General features: G+C 62.7%; 25 protein-coding genes, 1 tRNA gene and 1 other RNA gene. 13 read left to right on the top strand and 14 right to left on the bottom strand.

The features are described from left to right. The first annotated feature begins 31 nt into the window (after positions 1–31). The 5 genes from pepQ (at position 32) to cydX (ending at position 4,531) form a co-directional block, all read left to right on the top strand. On the top strand, positions 32–1,348 hold the full coding sequence (pepQ, locus tag PY254_RS05135; RefSeq protein WP_281014405.1) for a Xaa-Pro dipeptidase: 1,317 nt from the start codon (positions 32–34) through the stop codon (positions 1,346–1,348). 123 nt (positions 1,349–1,471) lie between these two features. Further along, the gene (gene cydP, locus PY254_RS05130; protein WP_281014404.1) at positions 1,472–1,702 is read left to right on the top strand and encodes a cytochrome oxidase putative small subunit CydP; all 231 of its coding nucleotides are present in this window, start codon (positions 1,472–1,474) and stop codon (positions 1,700–1,702) included. Next, complete coding sequence (locus tag PY254_RS05125) at positions 1,699–3,252, top strand: cytochrome ubiquinol oxidase subunit I (protein ID WP_345781827.1); 1,554 nt, start codon at positions 1,699–1,701, stop codon at positions 3,250–3,252. The genes cydP and PY254_RS05125 overlap by 4 nt, the downstream gene beginning before the upstream one ends. Beyond that, positions 3,245–4,375 carry a cytochrome d ubiquinol oxidase subunit II gene (gene cydB / locus PY254_RS05120; protein ID WP_281014403.1) on the top strand — a complete coding sequence of 377 codons (1,131 nt, stop codon included), beginning with the start codon at positions 3,245–3,247 and terminating at the stop codon, positions 4,373–4,375. The genes PY254_RS05125 and cydB overlap by 8 nt, the downstream gene beginning before the upstream one ends. 15 nt (positions 4,376–4,390) lie before the next feature. Further along, the gene (cydX, locus tag PY254_RS05115; RefSeq protein ID WP_281014402.1) at positions 4,391–4,531 is read left to right on the top strand and encodes a cytochrome bd-I oxidase subunit CydX; all 141 of its coding nucleotides are present in this window, start codon (positions 4,391–4,393) and stop codon (positions 4,529–4,531) included. Here the strand turns inward: cydX and PY254_RS05110 are convergent. Both PY254_RS05110 and PY254_RS05105 read right to left on the bottom strand, forming a co-directional pair. Continuing rightward, positions 4,528–5,907 (bottom strand): aminopeptidase P N-terminal domain-containing protein, encoded by a 1,380-nt coding sequence (locus tag PY254_RS05110; protein ID WP_281014401.1) that lies wholly within the window; start codon positions 5,905–5,907, stop codon positions 4,528–4,530. The two genes, cydX and PY254_RS05110, sit on opposite strands and share 4 nt — an antisense overlap. Continuing rightward, the gene (locus PY254_RS05105; RefSeq protein ID WP_281014400.1) at positions 5,865–6,428 is read right to left on the bottom strand and encodes a UPF0149 family protein; all 564 of its coding nucleotides are present in this window, start codon (positions 6,426–6,428) and stop codon (positions 5,865–5,867) included. Before PY254_RS05105 ends, PY254_RS05110 begins: the two co-directional genes overlap by 43 nt. A 112-nt stretch (positions 6,429–6,540) precedes the next feature. Between PY254_RS05105 and PY254_RS05100 the strand changes: the two genes are divergently transcribed. The 6 genes from PY254_RS05100 to rpiA all read left to right on the top strand — a co-directional run bounded on the left by PY254_RS05100 (position 6,541) and on the right by rpiA (position 9,138). Next, positions 6,541–6,780 carry a TIGR02449 family protein gene (locus PY254_RS05100; protein WP_281014399.1) on the top strand — a complete coding sequence of 80 codons (240 nt, stop codon included), beginning with the start codon at positions 6,541–6,543 and terminating at the stop codon, positions 6,778–6,780. After that, positions 6,780–7,094 (top strand): cell division protein ZapA, encoded by a 315-nt coding sequence (locus PY254_RS05095; RefSeq protein ID WP_281014398.1) that lies wholly within the window; start codon positions 6,780–6,782, stop codon positions 7,092–7,094. The genes PY254_RS05100 and PY254_RS05095 overlap by 1 nt, the downstream gene beginning before the upstream one ends. Before the next feature lie 67 nt (positions 7,095–7,161). Next, positions 7,162–7,348: non-coding RNA, 6S RNA (gene ssrS, locus PY254_RS05090), on the top strand. Between the two features lie 65 nt (positions 7,349–7,413). Next, on the top strand, positions 7,414–8,019 hold the full coding sequence (locus PY254_RS05085) for a 5-formyltetrahydrofolate cyclo-ligase (RefSeq protein ID WP_281014397.1): 606 nt from the start codon (positions 7,414–7,416) through the stop codon (positions 8,017–8,019). After that, the gene (locus tag PY254_RS05080; RefSeq protein WP_281014396.1) at positions 8,016–8,468 is read left to right on the top strand and encodes an EVE domain-containing protein; all 453 of its coding nucleotides are present in this window, start codon (positions 8,016–8,018) and stop codon (positions 8,466–8,468) included. The genes PY254_RS05085 and PY254_RS05080 overlap by 4 nt, the downstream gene beginning before the upstream one ends. A 28-nt stretch (positions 8,469–8,496) precedes the next feature. Continuing rightward, positions 8,497–9,138 (top strand): ribose-5-phosphate isomerase RpiA, encoded by a 642-nt coding sequence (gene rpiA, locus PY254_RS05075; protein WP_281014395.1) that lies wholly within the window; start codon positions 8,497–8,499, stop codon positions 9,136–9,138. 265 nt (positions 9,139–9,403) lie between these two features. Here the strand turns inward: rpiA and PY254_RS05070 are convergent, their stop codons facing one another. From PY254_RS05070 to rplM, 4 genes are all read right to left on the bottom strand, one after another. Continuing rightward, positions 9,404–11,209, bottom strand: coding sequence for a chloride channel protein (locus tag PY254_RS05070; protein WP_281014394.1), 1,806 nt, complete (start codon positions 11,207–11,209; stop codon positions 9,404–9,406). A gap of 376 nt (positions 11,210–11,585) precedes the next feature. After that, positions 11,586–11,659 (bottom strand) — tRNA-Gln (locus PY254_RS05065). Positions 11,660–11,671: 12 nt separating this feature from the next. Next, on the bottom strand, positions 11,672–12,064 hold the full coding sequence (rpsI, locus tag PY254_RS05060; protein WP_281014393.1) for a 30S ribosomal protein S9: 393 nt from the start codon (positions 12,062–12,064) through the stop codon (positions 11,672–11,674). A 9-nt stretch (positions 12,065–12,073) separates the two neighbouring features. Beyond that, complete coding sequence (rplM, locus tag PY254_RS05055; protein WP_281014392.1) at positions 12,074–12,502, bottom strand: 50S ribosomal protein L13; 429 nt, start codon at positions 12,500–12,502, stop codon at positions 12,074–12,076. A gap of 442 nt (positions 12,503–12,944) precedes the next feature. On the opposite strand from rplM, the gene coq7 reads away from it, so the two are divergent. Beyond that, entirely contained in the window at positions 12,945–13,586 is a 642-nt protein-coding gene (coq7, locus tag PY254_RS05050) for a 2-polyprenyl-3-methyl-6-methoxy-1,4-benzoquinone monooxygenase (RefSeq protein ID WP_281014391.1), read from the top strand. Positions 13,587–13,692: 106 nt separating this feature from the next. Here coq7 and speD read toward each other — a convergent pair whose 3' ends face one another. Further along, complete coding sequence (speD, locus tag PY254_RS05045; protein ID WP_281014390.1) at positions 13,693–14,478, bottom strand: adenosylmethionine decarboxylase; 786 nt, start codon at positions 14,476–14,478, stop codon at positions 13,693–13,695. 296 nt (positions 14,479–14,774) lie between these two features. Here speD and crp point away from each other — a divergent pair, with 296 nt between their 5' ends. After that, complete coding sequence (gene crp / locus PY254_RS05040; RefSeq protein WP_281014389.1) at positions 14,775–15,470, top strand: cAMP-activated global transcriptional regulator CRP; 696 nt, start codon at positions 14,775–14,777, stop codon at positions 15,468–15,470. Between the two features lie 62 nt (positions 15,471–15,532). Here the strand turns inward: crp and PY254_RS05035 are convergent, their stop codons facing one another. The 7 genes from PY254_RS05035 to PY254_RS05005 form a co-directional block, all read right to left on the bottom strand. After that, entirely contained in the window at positions 15,533–16,234 is a 702-nt protein-coding gene (locus tag PY254_RS05035; RefSeq protein WP_281014388.1) for an HAD family hydrolase, read from the bottom strand. Further along, positions 16,231–17,025: an indole-3-glycerol phosphate synthase TrpC gene (gene trpC / locus PY254_RS05030; protein ID WP_281014387.1), complete on the bottom strand. Its 795-nt coding sequence runs from the start codon at positions 17,023–17,025 to the stop codon at positions 16,231–16,233. Before trpC ends, PY254_RS05035 begins: the two co-directional genes overlap by 4 nt. Before the next feature lie 66 nt (positions 17,026–17,091). Next, on the bottom strand, positions 17,092–18,162 hold the full coding sequence (gene trpD / locus PY254_RS05025) for an anthranilate phosphoribosyltransferase (RefSeq protein ID WP_281014386.1): 1,071 nt from the start codon (positions 18,160–18,162) through the stop codon (positions 17,092–17,094). Next, entirely contained in the window at positions 18,159–18,755 is a 597-nt protein-coding gene (locus tag PY254_RS05020) for an anthranilate synthase component II (RefSeq protein WP_281014385.1), read from the bottom strand. The genes trpD and PY254_RS05020 overlap by 4 nt, the downstream gene beginning before the upstream one ends. Before the next feature lie 91 nt (positions 18,756–18,846). Beyond that, complete coding sequence (locus tag PY254_RS05015) at positions 18,847–19,965, bottom strand: NAD(P)/FAD-dependent oxidoreductase (RefSeq protein ID WP_281014384.1); 1,119 nt, start codon at positions 19,963–19,965, stop codon at positions 18,847–18,849. After that, entirely contained in the window at positions 19,962–21,209 is a 1,248-nt protein-coding gene (locus tag PY254_RS05010) for a dicarboxylate/amino acid:cation symporter (RefSeq protein ID WP_281014383.1), read from the bottom strand. Before PY254_RS05010 ends, PY254_RS05015 begins: the two co-directional genes overlap by 4 nt. Further along, positions 21,206–21,985 carry a L,D-transpeptidase family protein gene (locus PY254_RS05005; protein WP_281014382.1) on the bottom strand — a complete coding sequence of 260 codons (780 nt, stop codon included), beginning with the start codon at positions 21,983–21,985 and terminating at the stop codon, positions 21,206–21,208. Before PY254_RS05005 ends, PY254_RS05010 begins: the two co-directional genes overlap by 4 nt. Positions 21,986–21,997 lie beyond the last annotated feature (12 nt).

The raw sequence follows: 21,997 nt of genomic DNA, 5'->3' as shown, positions 1-21,997 counted from the left end.
CGAGGCCGCACCCGCTGCCGCCGGAGTCTTCATGCCCAACCCACTCGCTTCGTTATATCCACAACACCTTGCCACCGTGCGCGAACGCGCCGACCGCGCACTGGCGCTGGGCGGCTTCGATCACCTGTTGGTGGCTGCCGGCACACCGCTGCGCAAATTTCTCGACGACCAGGACTATCCGTTCGTGGTCAGCCCGCACTTCAAGCACTGGGTGCCGCTGATTGACGCACCCGGCAGTTGGGTGATCCACACGCCCGGCAACAAGCCCAAGCTGGTTTTCGTGCAGCCACATGATTATTGGCACGTGGTGCCTGAAGCACCGCGCGGCTACTGGGTCGAACACTTCGACATCGTCATCGTGCGCAGCTTCGCCGAAGCTGTTGCACAGCTGCCGGCCGGCCATTGCGCCGTACTCGCCGCCGCCTCTCCAGGCATCGATGGCGTGACCGCGAACAACCCGCAGCTCGTGTTGGACTATCTGCATTGGCATCGCTCATACAAGACACCGTACGAACTGGCACTGATGCGCGAAGCCAGCCGCATCGGCACGCGCGCGCACCGCGCCGCCGAAGCGGCGTTCCGTGCCGGTGAAAGCGAGTTCGCCATTCATCTGGCCTATCTCGCGGCAGCACGGCAGATCGACGCGGAATTGCCGTACGCCAGCATCGTCGCACTCAACGAACACGGCGCGGTGCTGCACTACACGCATTTCGACCGCGTGCCGCCGGCGCACAACCATTCGTTCCTGATTGATGCCGGCGCCAGTGCAGCTGGCTATGCCAGCGACATCACGCGTACTTATGCGGCCCCGCAGGCCGCCGAATTCCAGGCCCTGATCGATAGTGTCGACGCGGCGCAGCAGGGTTTCGTGGCGCAAGTGCGTCCGGGCCAAAATTACGCCGAACTGCATGTCCACGCCCACCACGTACTGGCCGGCGTGTTGCGGGAGCACGGCTTCCTGCACATGAGCGCAGAGAGCGCGGTCGAATCAGGCGTGACCGGGGCGTTCTTTCCGCATGGACTGGGCCACCCGATCGGCCTGCAGGTGCATGATGTAGCTGGCTTCCAGCAGAACGAACGTGGCGGAACGATAAGCCGTCCAGACGGCCACCCGTACCTGCGCATGACGCGCATGCTGGAGCCCGGCATGGCGGTCACGATCGAGCCCGGCTTGTATTTCATCGAGATGCTGCTGGCCGAACTGCGCGACAAGCCGTTCGCCAGCGATATCGACTGGGCCAGAGTCGAACGATTCCGCCAGTACGGCGGTATTCGGATCGAGGATGACGTGGTCTGCACGAGCGGGGCACCGGAAAACCTTACGCGAGACGCGTTCGCTGCCGGCTGAGCCATGCCGGCAGCTTTTGCCGGCAAACGCGACCGCAAGAACCGCACGCTGCGACATTCGTCCACACCTTGCCGACATGCCTGCGGCGTATGCTGAAAAGCAGGCAACGCAAGGTCAGGCCCGATGTCCCGCTTCGCACTTCCACGTATCCAGCCGGCACGCAACGGCGCGCCACCACGCCCGCTGCGGCGACTGACGCTGGAGTTGTTCGGTGTCATCGCACTGAAAATCGCCGCACTTACCCTGATCTGGTGGGTGGTTTTCGCACCGCAGCCAAAGCCGGATGCGAGCGCGGCTGCGATTGCCGAACGGCTGGCCCCCACGAAATCTGCGCTACAGGAATTGCACCCATGATCGTCGATGCCGATGTCGTCACGCTGTCGCGCCTGCAGTTTGCGCTGACCGCGCTGTATCACTTCCTGTTCGTTCCGTTGACGCTGGGGCTGGTCTGGATGCTGGCCATCATGGAAAGCGTCTACGTGATGACCGGGCGCGAAGTGTGGAAGCGCATGGTGCAGTTCTGGGGCGTGTTGTTCGGCATCAACTTCGCGATGGGCGTGGCCACCGGCGTGACGATGGAATTCCAGTTCGGCATGAACTGGGCGTACTACTCACACTATGTCGGCGACATCTTCGGTGCGCCGCTGGCGATCGAGGGGCTGATGGCGTTCTTCCTCGAAGCCACCCTGGTCGGCGTGTTCTTCATGGGCTGGGATCGCATCTCGCGGATCAAGCACCTGCTGGTGACCTGGTTTCTGGCGCTGGGCACCAGCCTGTCCGCGTTGTGGATACTGATTGCCAACGCGTGGATGCAGCATCCGGTGGGTTCCGAGTTCAATCCGGAAACCATGCGCATGGAAGTCACCTCGTTCTCCGAGGTGTTCTTCAACCCGGTGGCGCAGGACAAGTTCGTGCATACCGTGAGCGCTGGCTATGTGCTCGGCGCGATGTTTGTGCTGTCGATCAGCGCCTGGTATTTGTTGCGCGGGCGCAATGTGGATTTTGCCAAGCGTTCGATGACCGTAGCGGCCAGCTTCGGGCTCGCTGCGGCGCTCTCGGTGGTGGTGCTCGGCGATGCATCGGGCTACACGGTATCGCTTAATCAGAAGATGAAGATGGCCGCCATCGAGGCGATGTGGCACACCGAGCCGGCGCCGGCTCCGTTCACCCTGATCGGCATTCCCGATGTGCAGCAGCGCACCACGCACTACGCCGTGAAAATTCCCTGGGTGATGGGACTGATCGGCACGCATTCGATCGACGAGACGATGCCCGGCATTGCCGAACTGGTCGACGCCGCCAAGGGCCGCATCGGCAATGGCATCCAGGCCTACGACGCGATGCTGATGTTGCGCCAGGACAAGAACAACGCACAGGCCAAAGCCACGCTGGCGGCGCACGACAAGGATCTCGGCTACGCGCTGCTGCTGAAGAAGTACGTTGACGATCCGCGCCAGGCCACCCCGGCGGATATCCAGCAAGCAGCCGACTCGACGATTCCGAACGTGCCGGTGTTGTTCTGGGCATTTCGCCTCATGGTTGGCTGCGGCTTCTATTTCATCGCACTGTTTGCGTTCTCATTCTGGAAGGCCAGCAAGCGCCAGCTCGACAGTCAACGTTGGTATCTGAAGCTGGCCTTGTGGAGCTTGCCGTTGCCATGGCTGGCGATCGAGCTGGGCTGGATCGTGGCCGAATACGGCCGCCAGCCGTGGGCGATCGAGGGGGTGCTGCCAACCGCTCTGGGCGTGTCGTCGGTCAGTGCTGGGCAGGTCATGACTTCGCTCGGTGGCTTCGTGCTGTTCTATACCGCGCTGGCGGTCATCGACGTTTTCCTGATGCTGAAGTTCACCCGCAAGGGACCCGATGGTCTGGGCATCTGGCCGCAGGGAGAACCGCATGTTTGATTACGCCACGCTGCGGGTAATCTGGTGGGCCTTGCTCGGCACGCTGCTGATCGGCTTCGCAATCATGGACGGCTTCGACTTCGGCGTGGCCGGCCTGCTGAAAGTGCTCGGTCGGAACAACGAAGAACGAAAGGTTTTGCTGGAAGGCATCGAACCGACGTGGGAGGGTAACCAGGTGTGGTTCATCCTTGCCGGCGGCGCGGCATTTGCGGCGTGGCCGATGCTGTACGCGGTATCGTTCTCCGGCATGTACATGGCCATCGCGCTGGTGCTGCTGGCGCTGATCCTGCGCCCGGTCGGCTTCAACTTTCGGGGCAAAATCCACGACCCGCGCTGGGCGTCGCTGTGGGATTGGGTGCTGAGCAGCTCGGGGCTGATCGTCATGCTGGTCGCCGGGGTGGCGTTCGGCAATTTGTTTCTCGGTCTGCCATTCCGCTTCGACGGTGATTTGCGCATGAGCTGGCAAGGCGGCTTCCTTGATTTGCTGCATCCCTTCGCACTGCTGTGCGGGCTGGTCTCGCTGGCCATGTTGCTGGCGCACGGCGCCTGCTTTGCAGCGATGAAAGCCGACCATTCCATTGCCGCGCGGGCGGTGACGATTGCCCGCTGGACCACCTTGCTGTTCGCCGCACTGTATGTTTTGGCTGGCATCTGGCTGGCATGGGGCGTTCCCGGTTACGCGATCGCTGGACCGGTGGTGACGGATGGCCCGGCAAATCCCTTGTTCAAGCAGGTGGCGGTGGGCGGCAGCTGGTTTGCCGGCTACATGCAATACCCGTGGTTCTGGGCCGCACCGCTGCTGGCGCTGGCCTCGGCGGTGGGCGTGCAGGCATGGGTCGGCCGACGCGGCATCGCCGGCTTCATTGCCAGCAGTCTGATGGTCGGCAGCACGATTGCCTCGGCCGGCTTCGCACTGTTTCCGTTCCTGCTGCCGTCCAGCCTGGACCCCCATTCCAGCCTCACCGTGTGGGACGCGTCGTCCAGCCGCGGCACTTTGTGGCTGATGTTGCTGGCCACGGCGATCCTGCTGCCGATCGTGATTCTCTATACCAGCTGGGTCTATCGAGTGATGCGTGGACGCGTGACGCTGGAGCAGGTACGCAAAGCGCATGGCGGCTATTGAAAGGAGTACGGAACGATGTGGTATTTCGCGTGGATTCTCGGACTCGGCCTGGCTTGTGCCTTCGCCATCCTCAATGCCATGTGGTACGAGTTGCACGCCACTGACGAGGCACACCGCCAGCTTACCGACGCCGAACTGCCGGACGAACTGACTTAGCGCGCGGCCAGTAAGGCCTCGATTTCCTCGGCTTGCCGTGGCATCGCCGCGGTGAGCACTTCATTGCCGTCACGGGTGACTGCCACATCGTCTTCGATGCGGATGCCGATACCACGCCAGCGTTCGGCCACCGTGCGATCGTCGGGTGACACATACAGACCGGGTTCGACGGTCAGCACCATGCCGGCCTCAAGCAGACGCGATTCACCGTCGATGCGATAGTCACCCACATCGTGCACATCCAAGCCCAGCCAGTGACCGGTCTTGGCCGGAAAGAAGCGCTGGTAACTGCCCCCGGCAATCGCCGCATCCGCACTGCCCTTCAGCAGGCCAAGTTCGCACAGGCCCTCGCTCAACACGCGCACCGCCGCGTTATGCGCCGCATTGAACGCACGACCGGGGCGCACTTCGTCGATGGCGGCCAGTTGTGCGGCCAACACCACTTCGTACAAGGCGCGCTGCTCGCGGCTGTAACGCCCGTTGACCGGAAACGTGCGACTGATGTCGGACGCGTAGCAGTCCCATTCCGCACCGGCATCGATCAGCAGCAGGTCACCATCGCGCAAACGCGCGCGGTTACTTTGGTAGTGCATTACGCAGGCATTTGCGCCACCCGCAACGATCGGCACGAACGCCGGCACCGCGCCGCGACTGCGCACCACGCGCAACAATTCGGCTTCAACTTCGTACTCGTGACGCCCCGGCGTGGCTGCCTGCAACGCCGCCCGATGCGCTTCCACCGCAATCTCGGCCGAAGCACGCATCAGCCGCAGCTCGGCCTTCGACTTGTACAAACGCAAGTCATGCAGCAGATAGCCCAGCGCCACGAATTCCTTCGGCACCACGCCGCCACCGCGCAACTGACGCAGCCGACGCATCCAGCTCAGCAGTTGTGCATCAAACTGCGGCTCGCGTCCGAAGTGGCAATAGACCCGCGCCCTGCCCTCGATCATGCCGGGCAGGATGTCGTCGATGTCCTCGATCGGGAACGCATCGTCCATGCCGTAATCAGTCACCGCCTGTTCGGTACCGATGGCGTGGCCGTGCCAGCGCTCGCGTTCCACATCGCGCTCGCGGCAGAACAACACCACTTCGCCATGCTTGCGGCCTGGCAACAGTGCCAGTACGGCATCGCTTTCCGGGAAGCCGGCCAGATAGTGGAAATCCGAGTCTTGCCGATACGGCCACGCGGCATCGGCATTGCGCATGCGCTCGGGTGCGGCAGCCACCAGCATCACCGCATCCTCGCCCGCCATCTTCATCAGCTGGCGGCGTCGTCGAGCGAATTCGTCCGGGCCGATACTGAGGGCCGCCGCGGCAGACTCGGAGGGAATCAATGCACGCTGCCGCTGGCCGCCGGATCGTGCCGATTGCATTCGGTGTAAAGCAGCAAGACGCCGACCCGAATGAATTCCTGAACTTCGATCAGCGCATCTTCGTCTTCGTCTTCGTTGTCGAAATCGAAGGACGAGGCGGCGATCGTGCCCAGATCGCGCAGAATCTCCTGCGCCTCCTCCGACAACGACGCGTGAGCCGCCGTGCCAGCCAGGCCAAAACCGCCGAGGAAGCCACGACACCAGTCCACCACGGCTTCGGCGCGCTCGGTCAGCGGGCGGTCGTCAGCCGGCAGCAACGGCTCGAATCCAAGCTCCGCGTCGGACAGCTCGCTTTCACACTGGCGGGTCAGCCGTTGCAGCAGCGAAAGATCGTCTGCGGACGGGGCAGTGGCCTCGCCGTCGAGCTGCAGCGCTGCAAGCACGTTGCCACCTTGCGGCGTGGCACCGCCAGCCAGATACCCGCACAACGAACCGTGCAACTCACTGGCTTCGGTGCCGAGTCGCAGGCGCATGATCAAGGCATCGATGTCGTCGTGGCCGATTGGCCCGGTAGCCGTCATGGCGGTGCTCCTTCGCAAGAATGGCGGCCAAGTTTAATGCACCGGACGTGTGACATTCGTGTCTGCCGACCCGCTCGCAGATTTCCGTCAACCTCCTGCTATAGTTTCGCTCATGAGCACGCCCGACCCCGCCCAGCCCGATCTGGTGCAGCAGCAACTGGCCAGCCTGGCCCAGCAGCTTGATCGGCTGCTTGAGACCGTGCGCCGGCTGACCGAGGAAAACCGCAGCCTGCGCCACAGCCAGGAGCAACTGTCCGGCGAGCGCGCAGGGTTGATGGCGCGCAACGAACAGGCCCGCGGCCGTGTCGAGGCGATGATCCAGCGCCTGAAGTCGCTTGAGAGCAATAGCTGATGAACACACCTGTCAGCGAACCGGTCGCGCTGCGACTGATCGACCGCGAATTCCTGATTGCCTGCGCACCGGAAGAACGCGAGGGCCTGCTGGAAGCTGCCGGCTATCTGGACCGCAAGATGCGCGAACTGCGCGCCAACGCCAAGGCGCCCAGCTTCGAACGGTTGGCCGTGCTCACCGCGATCAGCGTTGCGCATGAATTCCTTGGCCTGCGCAAGCAGCATGACAGCCAGGAACAGCGACTCAGCGACGGCCTTGCCAGCCTGCAGCGCAAGCTGAATGACGCTTTCGAGCACGAAACGCTGAAGCGCTGAACGCAGCATCAGAAATGATGCAGTGCCAGTGGCACATTCCAGACCAAGCGCCTAAAATAACCCCCGGCGTCTTCTGCGATGTGCGCCAGCACACTCTTACATTTGCCTTGTTCCTACATACGGCCCCGGGTCGGTTTCACATCGGTTGTTGTGCATGTCCGCCGCGTGCGGAAAGCCTTTAGACCCTGTAGCCCTCCCACCTGATCCATCTTGGATCAAGGTCGTTTGGTGGGCAGCGGCATCGCGGTTTACGCCACTTCTTTTCTTCCCTCGTTCGCGGAAACACGAACGAGGCGACCATGCCGGAGCCGCGCGCAACGTGGACGTCAACGCCCAACGCCGCGATCTTCGTCAGCAACTGGCCGAACGCCGCCGCGCCCTGGCTCCTGCCGAGCGTATCGCCGCCGCGCAGGGCTTGCGCCGCAGCCTCGAGCAACTGCCCGAATATTTCACCGACGCTCGCGTGGCAGGCTACTGGGCCAGCCACGGCGAACTGCCGTTGAACATGGTGATCCCGCCGCTGGCCACGCGCGGCCAGCAATTCCTGCTGCCGGTAATTGGTACGGGAAAGACATTGCGTTTCGCCGCGTGGAATGTGGGCGATGCGGTACAACCGAATCGCTACGGCATTCCCGAGCCGGCGAATCCTGCCGAATTGCTGGAACCGTGCCAGGTCGATCTGGTGCTGGTGCCTCTGCTGGGTTTCGATCGCCGCGGCAATCGACTCGGTCACGGCGGCGGCTATTACGACCGCAGCTTCGCCTTTCTCAACGAACAAGTGCGTCCGACCGAGCCATTGTTGGTCGGCATTGCCTATGCGTTCCAGGAGCTGCCCGAAGTCGAGGAACAGGACTGGGACGTTCCGCTCGACTTCATCGCCACCGAGCGCGAACTGATCGACTGTCACCCGGAAGCCACTGCATGAATCACTGGTTGATGAAATCCGAGCCTGATGCATTCTCGATCGACGAGCTCAAACGCAAGAAGCAGGAAGCCTGGGATGGGGTTCGCAACTATCAGGCGCGCAACTTCATGCGCGACGGCATGCGCCCGGGCGACAAGGTGTTTTTCTACCATTCCAACTGCACGGTGCCCGGCATTGTCGGGATTGCGGAAGTGGCCACCGACGCCTACCCGGACCCCAGCCAGTTCGACCCGAAGAGCAAATACTTCGATGCGGGCAGTTCGCGCGACAACCCGCGCTGGATGCTGGTCGATGTGAAGTTCGTCAAGAAGCTCAAGCGCACAATCAGTCTGGATGAACTCAAGGGCCACGACACGCTGGCCGAGATGCCGCTGCTGCGCAAGGGCAATCGACTGTCGGTGATGCCGGTCGATGCCACTCACTGGAAATACATTCTGGCGCTGGAATGAGCGCATCAACTTTGCACGGGAATCCCGCATGAGCAACGCAAACGAAAAGCGTCAGGCCGGCGAAGCCGCGATCCGTTACGTGGAGGACGGTGCCATCGTCGGTGTCGGCACCGGTTCCACGGTGGCCTTCTTCATCGACGCGCTGGCCGACCTGAAGGATCGCATCCAGGGTGCGGTATCCAGCTCGGAACAATCCACCGCCCAGCTGAAGCGCCTCGGCATTCCGGTGCTCGACCTCAACGCCGCCGGCCCGTTGACCTTGTACGTCGATGGTGCCGACGAATGCGATCCGTACAAGCGCCTGATCAAGGGCGGTGGTGCGGCATTGACCCGCGAGAAGATTGTCGCCGCCGCGAGCGAGAAGTTCGTCTGCATCATCGACTCAAGCAAGAAAGTCGAACTGCTCGGCAAGTTCCCGGTGCCGATCGAAGTGATCCCGATGGCACGCAGCCTGATCGGCCGAGAGATCGTCAAGCGCGGCGGCAATCCGGTGTGGCGTGATGGTGTGGTCACCGACAACGGCAACTGGATCATCGATGTGCACGGCTGGCAGATTGTCGACCCGGCGTCGCTGGAAGGTGAATTGAACCAGCTTCCGGGTATTGTCACCGTGGGCTTGTTTGCGCAGCGACCCGCCGATGTGGTGTTGATCGGCGATCGCGAGATGTAAGCCGCCGCACTGCTTGCACTGCACCGCAAAACGGCCCGCGAGGACCGTTTCGTGTTTCTGCGTCAGGCCGCGATGGCTCTGACTTGAGTGGGCAGGCAGCGCATAGCCAGATGTTTCGTCATGCCTTCGAAAACAGCAATCCAGTGACCTCGACTCTTCGCCGATCGCCAACGGCGCCCGATCCTCGCTGGCGCGAGGATAACGAGCTCACATCCATGACACCCAAAGCAAACGCATGCCGTTCCGCACCGGCGCATGACTGCACTTACGCGGCTGACTTTCCCGACTTGCCCAGCTTGATGTGCCGGTCCTTGAAACGCGCCTCACGCAGACGCTGGGCGTGAGACGTGAGGATATCGCCCCGCGTGATGATGCCCACCAGCTTGCGCGGATCATCCTTGCTGACCACCAGCAAGCGGCCAACACGTTCAGCCACCATGTGATCGGCCGCCTCACGCAGCGTGTGGCCTTCATTGACCGCGATCGGCGGTTGCGTCACCAACTCAGCCAGCGACAGCGTGTAATGCCATTGCGGATCCAGCAGGGTGCGTCGGGGCAGCATGCCTTTCACGTGACCGTGTTCGTCGATCACTGGATATCCTCGATGCTGCGTGTCGACCGATTCATCGGCCAGCCAGCGCCGAACTTCTGCCAGCGTCTGGGTTGTCTGCAAGGTCGCCACATCACGCGAACACACCGTACCCACACTCACCTGTTCCAGAAAATCAGCCGCATATTCAGACGGCACCTTGACCCCGCGCCGCGCGATCTTCTCGGTCATGATGGTGTTGCGCATGAGCAAGGCAGAGATCAGATAAGCCGCCGTGCAACCGCCCAGCAGGGGCAGCAGGGAGGCGGGCTGACGGGTTGTTTCGAAGGCAAACACCACCGCCGTCAGAAGTGCGCGCGAGGAACCGGCAAAAATGGCCGCCATGCCGACCAGTGCGGCAATTCGCGGATCCACGTGGATACCTGGCAAGACGCAATTGATACCGATGCCGATCGCCGCACCCAGTGATCCGCCGATCATGAACAGCGGCGCCAGCGTGCCGCCGGACGTACCACTACCCAGTGCAATCACCCAGGAAACAAACTTCAGCGCGCCGAAGGTCAGCAACAAGCTCAGACCGAAGTGGCCCTGTACCAGCGCGTCGATATTGTCGTAACCGACGCCAAGCGTCCTGGGCTCAATCCAGCCGACCACACCGGCCGCGAGTGCACCGAGCGCCGGCCACCACATCCAGTGGATCGGCAGCTTTTCGAACAGGTCTTCTACGCCATAGACGGCCCTGGTCACCCAGATCGAGGCGTAACCGACCAGACCACCGATCAATACGAAACTGATCAGCGCCTCGCCACCTGGCTGCAATACCTCCGGCATCGGAAACACCGGGGCCGAACCATACGTGGCGTAACGCACGCCAACCGCCGTCACCGCCGCCAGCGCCACCGGGATCAATGAGCGCGGGCGCAGCTCAAACAACAGCAACTCTACCGCCAGCACCAGCGACGCCACCGGTGCACCAAACACCGCGGCCATGCCGGCGGCTGCGCCTGCGGCCAGCAGTACCTTGCGCTCGTTCGCGGTGACATGCAGCAACTGGCCGATCAGCGAACCCATCGCGCCACCGGTGGAAATGATCGGACCCTCAGCACCGAACGGACCACCCGTACCAATCGCGAACGCGGAGGACAATGGCTTCAGCCAGGTGATTCGGGCCGGGATATTGGATTCGTTGGTAAGAATCTGCTCCATCGCCTCGGGAATACCGTGGCCCTGGATCGCGCGCGAGCCCCAGCGCGCCATGATGCCTGCCAGCAGGCCACCTATGACCGGAATCAGGATCACCCACGCACCCAGGTGATTGTCTGCCGGTGACAGCACGAACGAGCCCGTCCGTGCGTTTGGACCGATGACGTCGGACACGCGGCCATAGAAGCACAGATCGGTAATCAGGTTGATTGTGAGCATCAACAGCTGTGCGACATACGCCGCCACGACGCCCAGAATCACGGCCAGCGCGCTGATCAGCAAAATTCGCCGGGTGACCAGGGTGGATTTGAGCGGCATTCGCGCTGCTTGTAGAGAGGGTCCCAGCGCCGGAGCAATTGGCAGCGCGTCAGTACTGCCCACGGTGCGCACATCGGCGTGGCGCGCAGGATCATTGTTCGTCGGCGTCATTCAGGTTTCACGCAAGATAAAGCGGGAATTTTACCCTGCTGCAGTGCAAAACCGAAGAGCCAAGTGGATGATTTATTTCGCAATATCTTTCGCTATCGAGGCATCACCCGACTGGACAGAGCAGCCAGCCGACCGATGCCAGCAGTACACCCACCTCACTCGGCACACCGTTGGACCAGACCAGCCACAACGAAAATGCCCGCCAAAAGGCGGGCATTTGGATCAAGGATCGCCGGTGGCAGCGCGTATCGAGATCGAGTTGTATTGGCAGCCCCGGAAGGATTCGAACCTCCGATGCCTGAGTCAGAGTCAGGTGCCTTACCGCTTGGCGACGGGGCTGTAGAGCTTGGATTAACGCTTGGAGAACTGGGTCGCGCGACGTGCCTTGTGCAGACCGACCTTCTTGCGCTCGACTTCACGGGCGTCGCGAGTCACGAAACCGGCCTTGCGCAGCGGCGACTTCAGGCTTTCGTCGTACTCGACCAGCGCGCGGGCGATGCCCAGACGGATCGCACCGGCCTGACCGGTGATGCCGCCACCGGCAACCGTCACCTTGATGTCGAACTTGTCGGTGTTTTCGGTCAGCTCAAGCGGCTGGCGCACGATCATGCAGGAGGTCTCGCGGCCAAAGAAGGCTTCGAGCGTCTTGCCGTTGACAATGATTTCGCCCTTGCCCTTGCGCAGGAACACGCGAGCGGCGGAGGTCTTGCGGCGGCCGGTGCCGTAATTCTGCTGGATGCTCATCATATTTCCTTAGATTTCCAGCGCCTGCGGCTGCTGTGCGGTATGCGGATGCTCGGCGCCACCATAGACCTTGAGCTTGCGATACATTTCGCGGCCCAGCGGATTCTTCGGCAGCATGCCCTTGACGGCGATCTCGATCACGCGCTCCGGGTAGGTGGCCAGCAGGTCCTTCAGACTGGTGGTCTTCAGGTTGCCGATGTAACCGGTGAAGCGGTGATACTTCTTGTCGTTCAGCTTGGCACCGGTGACGGCCACCTTCTGAGCATTGATCACCACGATATAATCGCCGGTGTCACAATGCGGGGTGTATTCCGGCTTGTGCTTGCCGCGCAGACGACGGGCGATTTCGGTCGACAGGCGACCGAGCGTCTTGTTCGTGGCATCAACCACGAACCAGTCGCGCTTGATGTTGTCTGCGTTGGCGCTGAACGTTTTCATTTCGGAATACCTGTCTGCCGCCGTGAGGCGGTACGCATAATCGGTGGATCAAAGGCGCGAGATGATAGCGGAGCTTTCATCCACAGCGCAAGCCCACCGACCGGCGGGCTTGTGAGCTGGCAATGATAGCATGACCAGCGGGCTGCTTGAAAAGCCCCCCAATAACGCGCGCAACAGCAGGCTTGTAGAAGTGCCGCCCGGCTTGTTACTGGCAATTCGACCGAGGCACCGCGGTGGCCTCGCGGCTGGAAATTCACTGAAGTCGCTCCGCAAACCGAAGCATCACGCCGCGAACGGCGAAGTACACCCGCAAAACCAAGGCCCCGCCACAAGCATCGGCAATTTCGGTGCACGGGAAGCCGATGCCCCGCTAGCTGAGGACGGGAATGCCTTGCAGGCCTACAGCGCATACACTTTGACCGACACCTCTGGAGATCCACGCATGAGCGCACGCACCCTTGGCCGTTTCGACCGTTTGCTGATCGGCTGCGAACGCGCGCTGGAAGCCGTCGGCGGCACGCCAACAGCGCAGCGCCCATCGCCCGCGACCGGTATCACCGAAGCCGACTTTGACGACAGCGAACGGCGCCACGCCGCCGGGTTGATGCGGATCAACCACACCGGCGAGGTCTGCGCCCAGGCGCTTTACCTCGGCCAGGCGGCACTGGCGCGCGACACCGACAATCGCCAACACCTGCTGCACGCCGCCGCCGAGGAGACCGATCACCTGGCCTGGTGCGCTGAGCGCCTGCAGCAACTGGACAGTCGCCCCAGCCTGCTCAATCCACTGTGGTACGCCGGCAGCTACGTCATCGGCGCCGCCGCGGCGCTGGCCGGGGACGCGCTCAGCCTGGGCTTCGTGGTCGAAACCGAACGCCAGGTCGAAGCCCATCTGGCCGATCACCTGGAACAACTGCCTGCCGCAGATGAACGATCCCGCGCGGTGCTGACCCAGATGCAGAGCGACGAAATCCGGCACGCGCAAGCAGCGCAGCAACGTGGCGGCATCGACCTCCCGTTTCCACTACCGCAGCTGATGCACGCCAGCTCGATGGTGATGAAAACCGTGGCATACCGACTGTAGGAGTTCGCTGGCGGGCGATGCTCTCGAACATTCCAGCAGGCGCATCGCCCGCCAGCGAAGTCCTACCACGACGGAACAAAAAACCCGCCTTTCGGCGGGTTTTTCGTCACATCAGGTTGCGGCCGTGGAACAGTTCCTCGATCTCGCGCCGCAGCAGCGACTCGATGCGCTGACGTTCCTTGAACGACAGATCATCGGCATGCGCCTCAAACAGATACGTGTCCAGATCGAAGTCCTTGATATGCATCTTCGTGTGGAACATGTTTTCCTGGTACACGTTGACGTCGAACATCTCGTACTTCTGGCGAATGTGCCGCGCCAGGTAGTCCTGCACCGAGTTGATCTTGTGATCGATGAAGTGCTTCTTGCCCTTGATGTCGCGGGTAAAGCCGCGCACGCGATAGTCGGCAATCACGATGTCCGACTCGAAGCTGTCGATCAGGTAATTCAATGCCTTCAGCGGCGAAATCACGCCACAGGTCGCCACGTCGATATCGGCGCGGAAGGTGGCAATGCCGTTGTGCGGATGCGTTTCCGGATAGGTATGGACGGTGATGTGGCTCTTGTCCATATGCGCAACCACGGCACCGGAAATGGTGTCGCGTCCCAGCTTCTCGACCACCGGCTCTTCGGAGATCAGCATGGTCACCGAAGCACCCTGCGGATCGTAATCCTGGCGCGCAATGTTGAGGATGTTTGCGCCGATGATCTCGGCCACGTCGGTGAGGATCTGGGTCAGGCGATCGGCGTCATACTGCTCATCGATGTATTCGATGTAGCGCTGACGCTGATCTTCGGACACCGCGTAGCAGATGTCGTAGATGTTGAAGCTCAACGCCTTGGTCAGGTTGTTGAAACCCTGCAGACGCAGACGGGGAAGTGGTTTGACCACGGGCGGCACTCCATGACCGGTTCTCGGCCAACATCAGAGGCGGGTTAGCGACAAGGGTCCCCGCGGCAGTAGGTTTGAGTGCAGAGACTATCCTGCACGACCCTTGTAAACGATGACCACGGGCTCGCAGCCACCGAAAGACCGCGAAGTATGCGGCAAACGGAAGGAAATTTGAACCGACATGCGTCGGGCGGCTTTGTCATAGTCGTCAAGCCTGCCATGATGCAATCATGAACGTGCATGTCGAGTGGCCCTAGATGCCCGGCATGAGCAGAATCACCTGCAGGGGATTAGCCATGGCCCAACTCAAATACCAGCTTCAGCAAGCTTTCGAACGCTCACAGGCGCCGCTGAGCTTTGCCCCTGATCCCGCGTCGATGGAGCGCTTCCTCGGCATGTGCCACCGCCGGCGCTATCCGGGCAAGACCGCGATCATCCGGCCCGGCGATCCGGCCAACACGCTGTATTACGTGGTGGAGGGTTCGCTGGCGGTATGCACCGAGGACGAACAGGGGCGTGAACTCATCCTCGCCTACATCAGCCGCGGCCAGTTCATCGGCGAAATGGGGCTGTTCGTCGAGCAGTCGCAACGCGAATCGCTGGTGCGCACCCGCACGCCATGCGAGATGGCCGAAATCAGCTACGAGCGTCTGTTTCAGCTGATGGAAGGCACCTTGCGCGAGGAATGCCCGAAGGTCCTGTTCGCGATTGGTGCCCAACTGACCAATCGTCTGCTGCGCACCTCACGCCAGGTCAGCCGAATGGCCTTCATGGATGTCACCAACCGTATCTCGCGCACCCTGCTCGACCTGTGCCAGGAACCGGACGCGATGACGCATCCGGACGGTACGCAGATCCGCATCTCACGGCAGGAAGTCAGCCGCATCGTGGGCTGTTCACGTGAAATGGTCGGGCGCGTGCTGAAGCAGCTGGAAGAGCAGCGCATGATCGACGTGGCTGGCAAGACCATCGTGATACTCGGCACGCGTTGATCTTTGCTGTAGTTACCCGAGACAGGCATGGACAGCGTCCAGCCCGTCTCTGGCGGGAGTGGTCAGAACCACTCCACCCGGGTGATCGATCGCCCCAACGTCCTTTCGACCTTCTTGCACAAAGTCGGCGTGCCATTGACCAGTACTGGCTCGGCGGCAACCTTGAGCATGGCCACGTCGTACAGCGAATCACCATAGGCCACCTGCCACGCCGCAAGACCGTGTTTCGCCAGCGACTGCACTTTGCGGCGCCCCACGTTATGCCATTGCACGCGCATGCCGAACCAGCCTGGACGCAGCTGCGAAGCCAGCACTTCCAGATCGGTCAGCCCCAGCTGCTGCACGATTCCGCTGACCAGCGCGTGCTCACAACCGGTCACCACGATGACCCGATCACCCTGCTTCTGATGCTGCCGCAACACCTGCAGCCCCTCGCGGAAAAATTGCCCGGGCCGGCGCACGAGGCTGGCAGCGAACGCACCTGCGGCAAGCTGATAACGCGTTCGACCCACGCCAAGCAGCGCAATCCGCACCAGCAGATGCATCGGTAGACGCCGCGAAAACGGCACTAACAAAAGCAGCAGCGGCGTGACCAGCAGCGCCGGCAGCCAGCGCCACCAGGAACGGCGATAGCACTCACGCATGAACAGGTAAAACGCATCGCCGCGAAACAACACGCCGTCGAAGTCGAACAGCACCACGCGCGACGACGCCGCCTCACCGTCGGTGGGCGGCAGGGTTTCCGGCTCCGGCGTTGCGGTCACGGTATCGAGAACAGACGACGCAGCTCGCTGCCGGGATCTTCGGCGCGCATGAAAGCCTCGCCAACCAGGAACGCCTGGATGCCACCTTCGCGCAGTCGAGCCACGTCTTCCGGCGTATGGATGCCGGACTCGGCCACCAGCACGCGGTCGTACTCCATCAACTCCTGCAGCGCCAGCGAGGTTTCCAGCGAGGTCTCGAAACTGCGCAGGTTGCGGTTGTTCACGCCGATCAACGGCACCGGCAAGGCCAGCGCGCGCTCAAGCTCTTCCTCGTCGTGCACCTCACACAGCACGTCCATGTCCAGCTCAGCGGCCAGCAACGAAAGCTGCAGCAAGGCGTCATCATCCAGTGCCGAGACGATCAGCAGGATGCAGTCGGCACCAATCGCTCGCGCCTCGTACACCTGATACGGGTCGATGATGAAATCCTTGCGCAGCACCGGCAGCGCACATGCCTCGCGCGCCTGCTGCAAGAAGGCTTCGCTGCCCTGGAAGAAGTCACTGTCGGTCAGCACCGACAAACAGGCTGCACCCGCTGCCTCGTAACTCTTCGCGATGGCCACCGGGTCGAAGTCGGCGCGAATCAAGCCCTTGCTGGGGCTGGCCTTCTTCACCTCGGCAATGACCGCAGGCAGGCCGGCAGCAATCTTTGCCTCGATTGCCGCGCCGAAACCCCGCGTGGGCGGCAGCTCGGCAATCCGCGCAATCAGCTCGGCCTCGGGCAGATGGGCGCGGCGCTCGGCAATTTCTTCTGCCTTGCGAACGAGAATGCGATTGAGGATGTCAGTCATGGCATCTCACTGGTAAGTTGAGGCGCAAGTGATGCGCGATGGAAGCGATCGTGTTGACGGTCAGACTCAACCGCCCGCTGTGACGTCACTGGCAAGTCGACGCGTAGCCGCCACGAATGCCTGCATTTTGGCATGCGCGGCACCGCTGGCAATCGTCGCACGAGCCAATTCAATGCCAGCAGCGATGGAACTGACTACGTCGGCCGCGTAAAGCGCTGCGCCGGCATTCAGACACACGATATCGTGCGGCACACCCGGCTCACCCTGCAGCGCACCCAGCAACATCGCCTTCGACTCGTCGGCGTTTTCGACCCGCAGGTTGCGACTGGAGGCCATCGCCAAGCCGAAATCCTCCGGCTCCACTTCGTACTCGCGCACCACGCCGTCGCGCAGTTCGCCGACCAGGGTCGCTGCACCCAGTGAAATTTCGTCCATGCCGTCGCGGCCCCACACCACCAGCGCATGCCGCGCGCCCAGCTGCTGCAGCGCACGCACCTGGATACCGACCAGGTCGGGATGAAACACCCCCATCAGGATGTTCGGCGCGCCGGCGGGATTGGTCAGTGGACCGAGAATATTGAACAGCGTGCGCACGCCCATTTCCTTGCGCACCGGCGCCACCACCTTCATCGCCGGGTGATGATTCGGCGCAAACATGAAGCCGATATCGGTCTCCGCCATGCACGCGGCGACCTGCGCCGGCGTCAGCTCGATCGACGCACCCAGCGCCTCGAGCACGTCGGCGCTGCCGGATTTGGACGACACGCTGCGCCCACCATGCTTGGCTACCCGCGCACCACCGGCCGCCGCCACGAACATCGAGGCGGTGGAAATATTGAAGCTCGACGCGCCGTCGCCGCCGGTACCGACGATATCGACAAAATGATCATGCGCCGGCGCATCCACCTTGGCCGACAGTTCGCGCATCACGCGCGCCGCGCCGGTGATCTCGCCCACGGTTTCCTTCTTCACGCGCAGGCCGGTCATGATCGCGGCGGTCATCAGCGCACTCACCTCGCCGTTCATGATCTGCCGCATCAGCGCGATCATCTCGTCGTGGAAGATTTCGCGATGCTCGATCGTACGCTGCAGCGCTTCCTGAGGAGTAATGGTGATCGCGCGCGCGTGGTTGCTCATGCCGCAGCCTGCAACGGCTGACCAAGGAAATTGCGCAACAGGTTGTGCCCGTGCTGGGTCAGGATCGACTCGGGGTGGAACTGCACGCCTTCAACCGCCAGCGTCTTGTGGCGCAAGCCCATGATCTCGTCGATCGAGCCATCCGGATGTTCCGTCCATGCGGTGACTTCGAGGCAATCAGGCAGCGACGATTTCTCCACCACCAACGAGTGATAGCGGGTGGCCTCGAACGGATTCGGCAAGCCGGCAAACACGCCCTGCCCGCGATGGATCACGGGCGAGGTCTTGCCATGCATGATCTGCTTCGCACGAATCACCTTGCCACCGAACACCTGGCCGATGGCTTGATGGCCGAGGCAAACGCCGAACACCGGAATCTCGCCGGCCAGTTCGCGCAACACATCCAACGACACACCCGAGTCATCCGGCGTGCCCGGCCCCGGCGAAATCATGATGTGCGTAGGGCCCAGCGCGCGGATGCCGGCGATATCCAGCGTATCGTTGCGCACCACTTTCACCGTTTGACCCAATTCGCCCAGGTACTGCACGAGGTTGTAGGTGAAGCTGTCGTAGTTGTCGATCATCAGGAGCATGGCGGATATCGCTTCCGTGGCAATGGCGCAGTGCGTCATGATAACCACAGTGCGCGCGTCGCGGGTTCCCACCGGATCGGCCGGATGTAGCTCAGCCGCGGGGTGCCAGCATCGACGCCGCTATCCCCGCATCCACCAGATGCGTCGGCAGCGGCAAGCCCAGTGCCAGATGGGCGCAGGTTTCGCCCATCGCAGCGCTGGTCTGGATACCGTAGCCACCTTGCGCGGCGACCCAGAAGAAGCCGGGCGCGTCGCTGGCGAAGCCGCCGACCAGGTCACCGTCGGCGACGAACGAGCGCAGTCCGGCCCAGGTCCGCCGGGGTCGACGAATGGTCAGCGTGGTGGCCTCTTCGATGTGGTGGATGCCCAGTGCAATGTCGTACTCCTCCGGCTGCACATCGTGCGGTTCGACCGGATCGGCATTCGCGCACGAGCCCAGCAGCAGGCCGGCGTCCGGTTTGAAATAGAACGTTTCGCTGAAGTCATTGATGAACGGCCAGCGCGCGGTGGCCAGGCCTTCGGGTGGATCGAACACGAACGCCGAGCGCCGCTTCGGCACGATGCCCAGCGGTGCCACGCCGGCAAGTTTTGCCACCTGATCGACCCAGGCACCGGCCGCGTTGAGCAGCAACGGCGCACGGAACGACTGCTCGCCAGCTTCCACGCGCCAGCCCCCGGCGTCGCGCTCGATGGCTGTGATGGTGACATCCACGCGCAACTGCCCGCCGCGCGCTTTCAGCCCGCGCAGGAAACCTAGATGCAGTTCGTTGACGTCGATGTCGGCCGCGCCCGGCTCATGCAGACCGATCTGCGCAAACTCCGGCCGCAGGACCGGCACGGCGGACTGCAACTGCGCCGCATTGTGCAGTTCGATATTGCGCGTGAACGGCAGAATCGCTTCATACAACGCGCCCAACTCATCCCTCTGTGCTGCGTTTCCGATGAGCGTGGCCCCACGCGGTCCGAGAATCGGCTCTGCGGCGAATCCTGCCGGGGGATCCGCCAGAAACGGACGCGTCGCGCGGGTCAACGCACGCACCTGCGCCGAGCCGTAGGTTTCACTGAACAACGCTGCCGAACGACTGGTCGAATGCATGCCGGCATGCGACTCGCGCTCCAGCACCAGCACGCGCGCATGCGGCGCCAGGAAGTAAGCCGCCGATGCGCCAGCCATGCCGGCACCGATCACGATGGCATCGAACTCCTTCATGCGTCGGGTTCTGCCGTGTCTTTTCGAGATTGCCGGTTGACCACGCTGGTGGCAGTGAGATCAGCCGTGACGTTGCCCAAGGTAGCCAGCGCATCGGGAATCGTATCGACCGCCAGCATCAAGCCGAGCGGGCTGAGCGGCAAGCCCATCGCCTGCGCCACCGGCAAGTTGGTGGCGACAAAGGTGACCTGTCCTGGAAGGCCGACCGAGCCGAGACTGATCACCACCGCCAGCATCGCGCCGGCCAGCAGTTGCGCCGTCGACAAGTCGATGCCGTAAGCCCATGCGATGAACACGGCCGAGGTGACGTATTGCACCGGACTGGTCAGCCGGAACAGGCTGACCGCCATCGGCAGCACCAACGCGGCAACCTGTTTCGGATAGCCCAGCCGGCGATCGGCACTTTCCAGCATCGCCGGCAACGAAGCGAGCGAGGATTGCGTACTGATGGCCACTACTTGCGCGGGCACCAGCGCGGGAATGAAACGGCGCAATCGTTCGCCGCCGAAGATCAGCGCCACCGGCAACATCATCAGCGTGACCGACAAATACAGCAGGCATTCCACCAGCACGTAGACGCCGAGCGCACTGAGCATGCCCAGCCCGGAGCGCGCGCACACCGACAGGATCAGCGCGAACACGCCCAGCGGTGCGACCCACAACACCCAACGCACAATCACGATCATCGCATCGGCGATCGCCTGGAAGAATTCCACCAGCATCGCGCGACGCGTCGGCTCGATCCGGGTCAACGCGAAACCGAGGAACAGCGCGAACACCACCAGCGGCAGCATCGCGCTCTGCGCCGCCGCCATGATCGCGTTGTTCGGCACGATTGCCACCAGTGTATCGATCCAGTTTGGTGGCACCTGCGCGGCCGCAGGCACGCTGGCGTGATCAAGCGCGGCGATCAGTGCCGGGTTGTGCGGAAACAGCGAGAACACCAGCGGCGCAGCCAGCGCCGCAAACAGTGCGCCGCCAGTCAGGATCACCAAGAACGTCACGATCGCCCGGCGCGCGATGCGACCGGAAGCAGCGGCATCGGTGGCCGTGTTGACGCCCACCACCACCAGCGCCAGCACCAGTGGCACCACCGTCATCTGCAAGGCGTTCAACCAAAGCTTGCCGATCGGCTGCACGATATTCGCCACCTGCAGCGCGGCGCTTTCATCCCAGCCCGCGAGTACCAGGCCGATCACCGCGCCGGCGGCCAGTCCGGTCAGAACCCTGGAGGTCGCACTCATCGTGCGGCATCCGCTGCGGCGATGGCGGGCAACTGCCATTCAACACGCAGCCGCTGGTACTCGGCCTGCGGCAACAGCACGAACACCGGATGATCCTGCGGCTTCAACCACGCCAGCAGCGACTGCATCACCGGCGGCGTCATCGCGGTGCAACCGGCGGTGGCATCCGTCGGTGACTTCCATAGATGGGCAAAGATGCAACTGCCGCCGTTCGGCACTGCCTGCGGGTTGTTCTCGATCACGAAGCCCATGCGATAGCGCTGATCGCCGTTGGCATGCAGGTCACGCCGCATCGGCTCGGTGGAACCCTTCACCGCCGCCGCGCCGACCACGTTCGCGTCGACGATCTGGTTGTAATGCTTCGCACCGCTGACGTCGACGCAGTATTGGGTTTCATTGAGCGCCAGATACGGCATCGCCGTGTCGACGCTGGCGGCATAGCCGAAGCTGTCACCAATGCGGAACACGCCGGCCGGGCTGCGGTTGTCGCCCTCGCGCTTGATCGGCCCACCGCTTTGCGGCGCATTCAAACCCAGTCCCCAACCTGCCCCATTCTTGCCGATGGTCACCGGCGTGGCCGCGCGCACTTCGCGCCAGCCGTCGCCATCGCGGGAGAACGTGCGCAGCGTGCCGTGGTCCACGTTCCAGTCAGTCGTGGTGACCAACACCATTTGTTGCGCGTTTTGCCACGGCGTCTCCGGCGCACCGGCGTGCACTACGCCGGCAAGTGTTGCAGCGAGCGTCAAAAGAGCAAGGGTCTGTCGGCTGATAGTCATCGGTTTTCCATT

Source organism: Rhodanobacter sp. AS-Z3, assembly GCF_029224025.1.
In the GTDB taxonomy this organism is placed as follows: Bacteria; Pseudomonadota; Gammaproteobacteria; order Xanthomonadales; family Rhodanobacteraceae; genus Rhodanobacter.
Note: the sequence above shows the minus strand (reverse complement) of the source record. Positions and strands in the feature narration are given on the sequence as shown.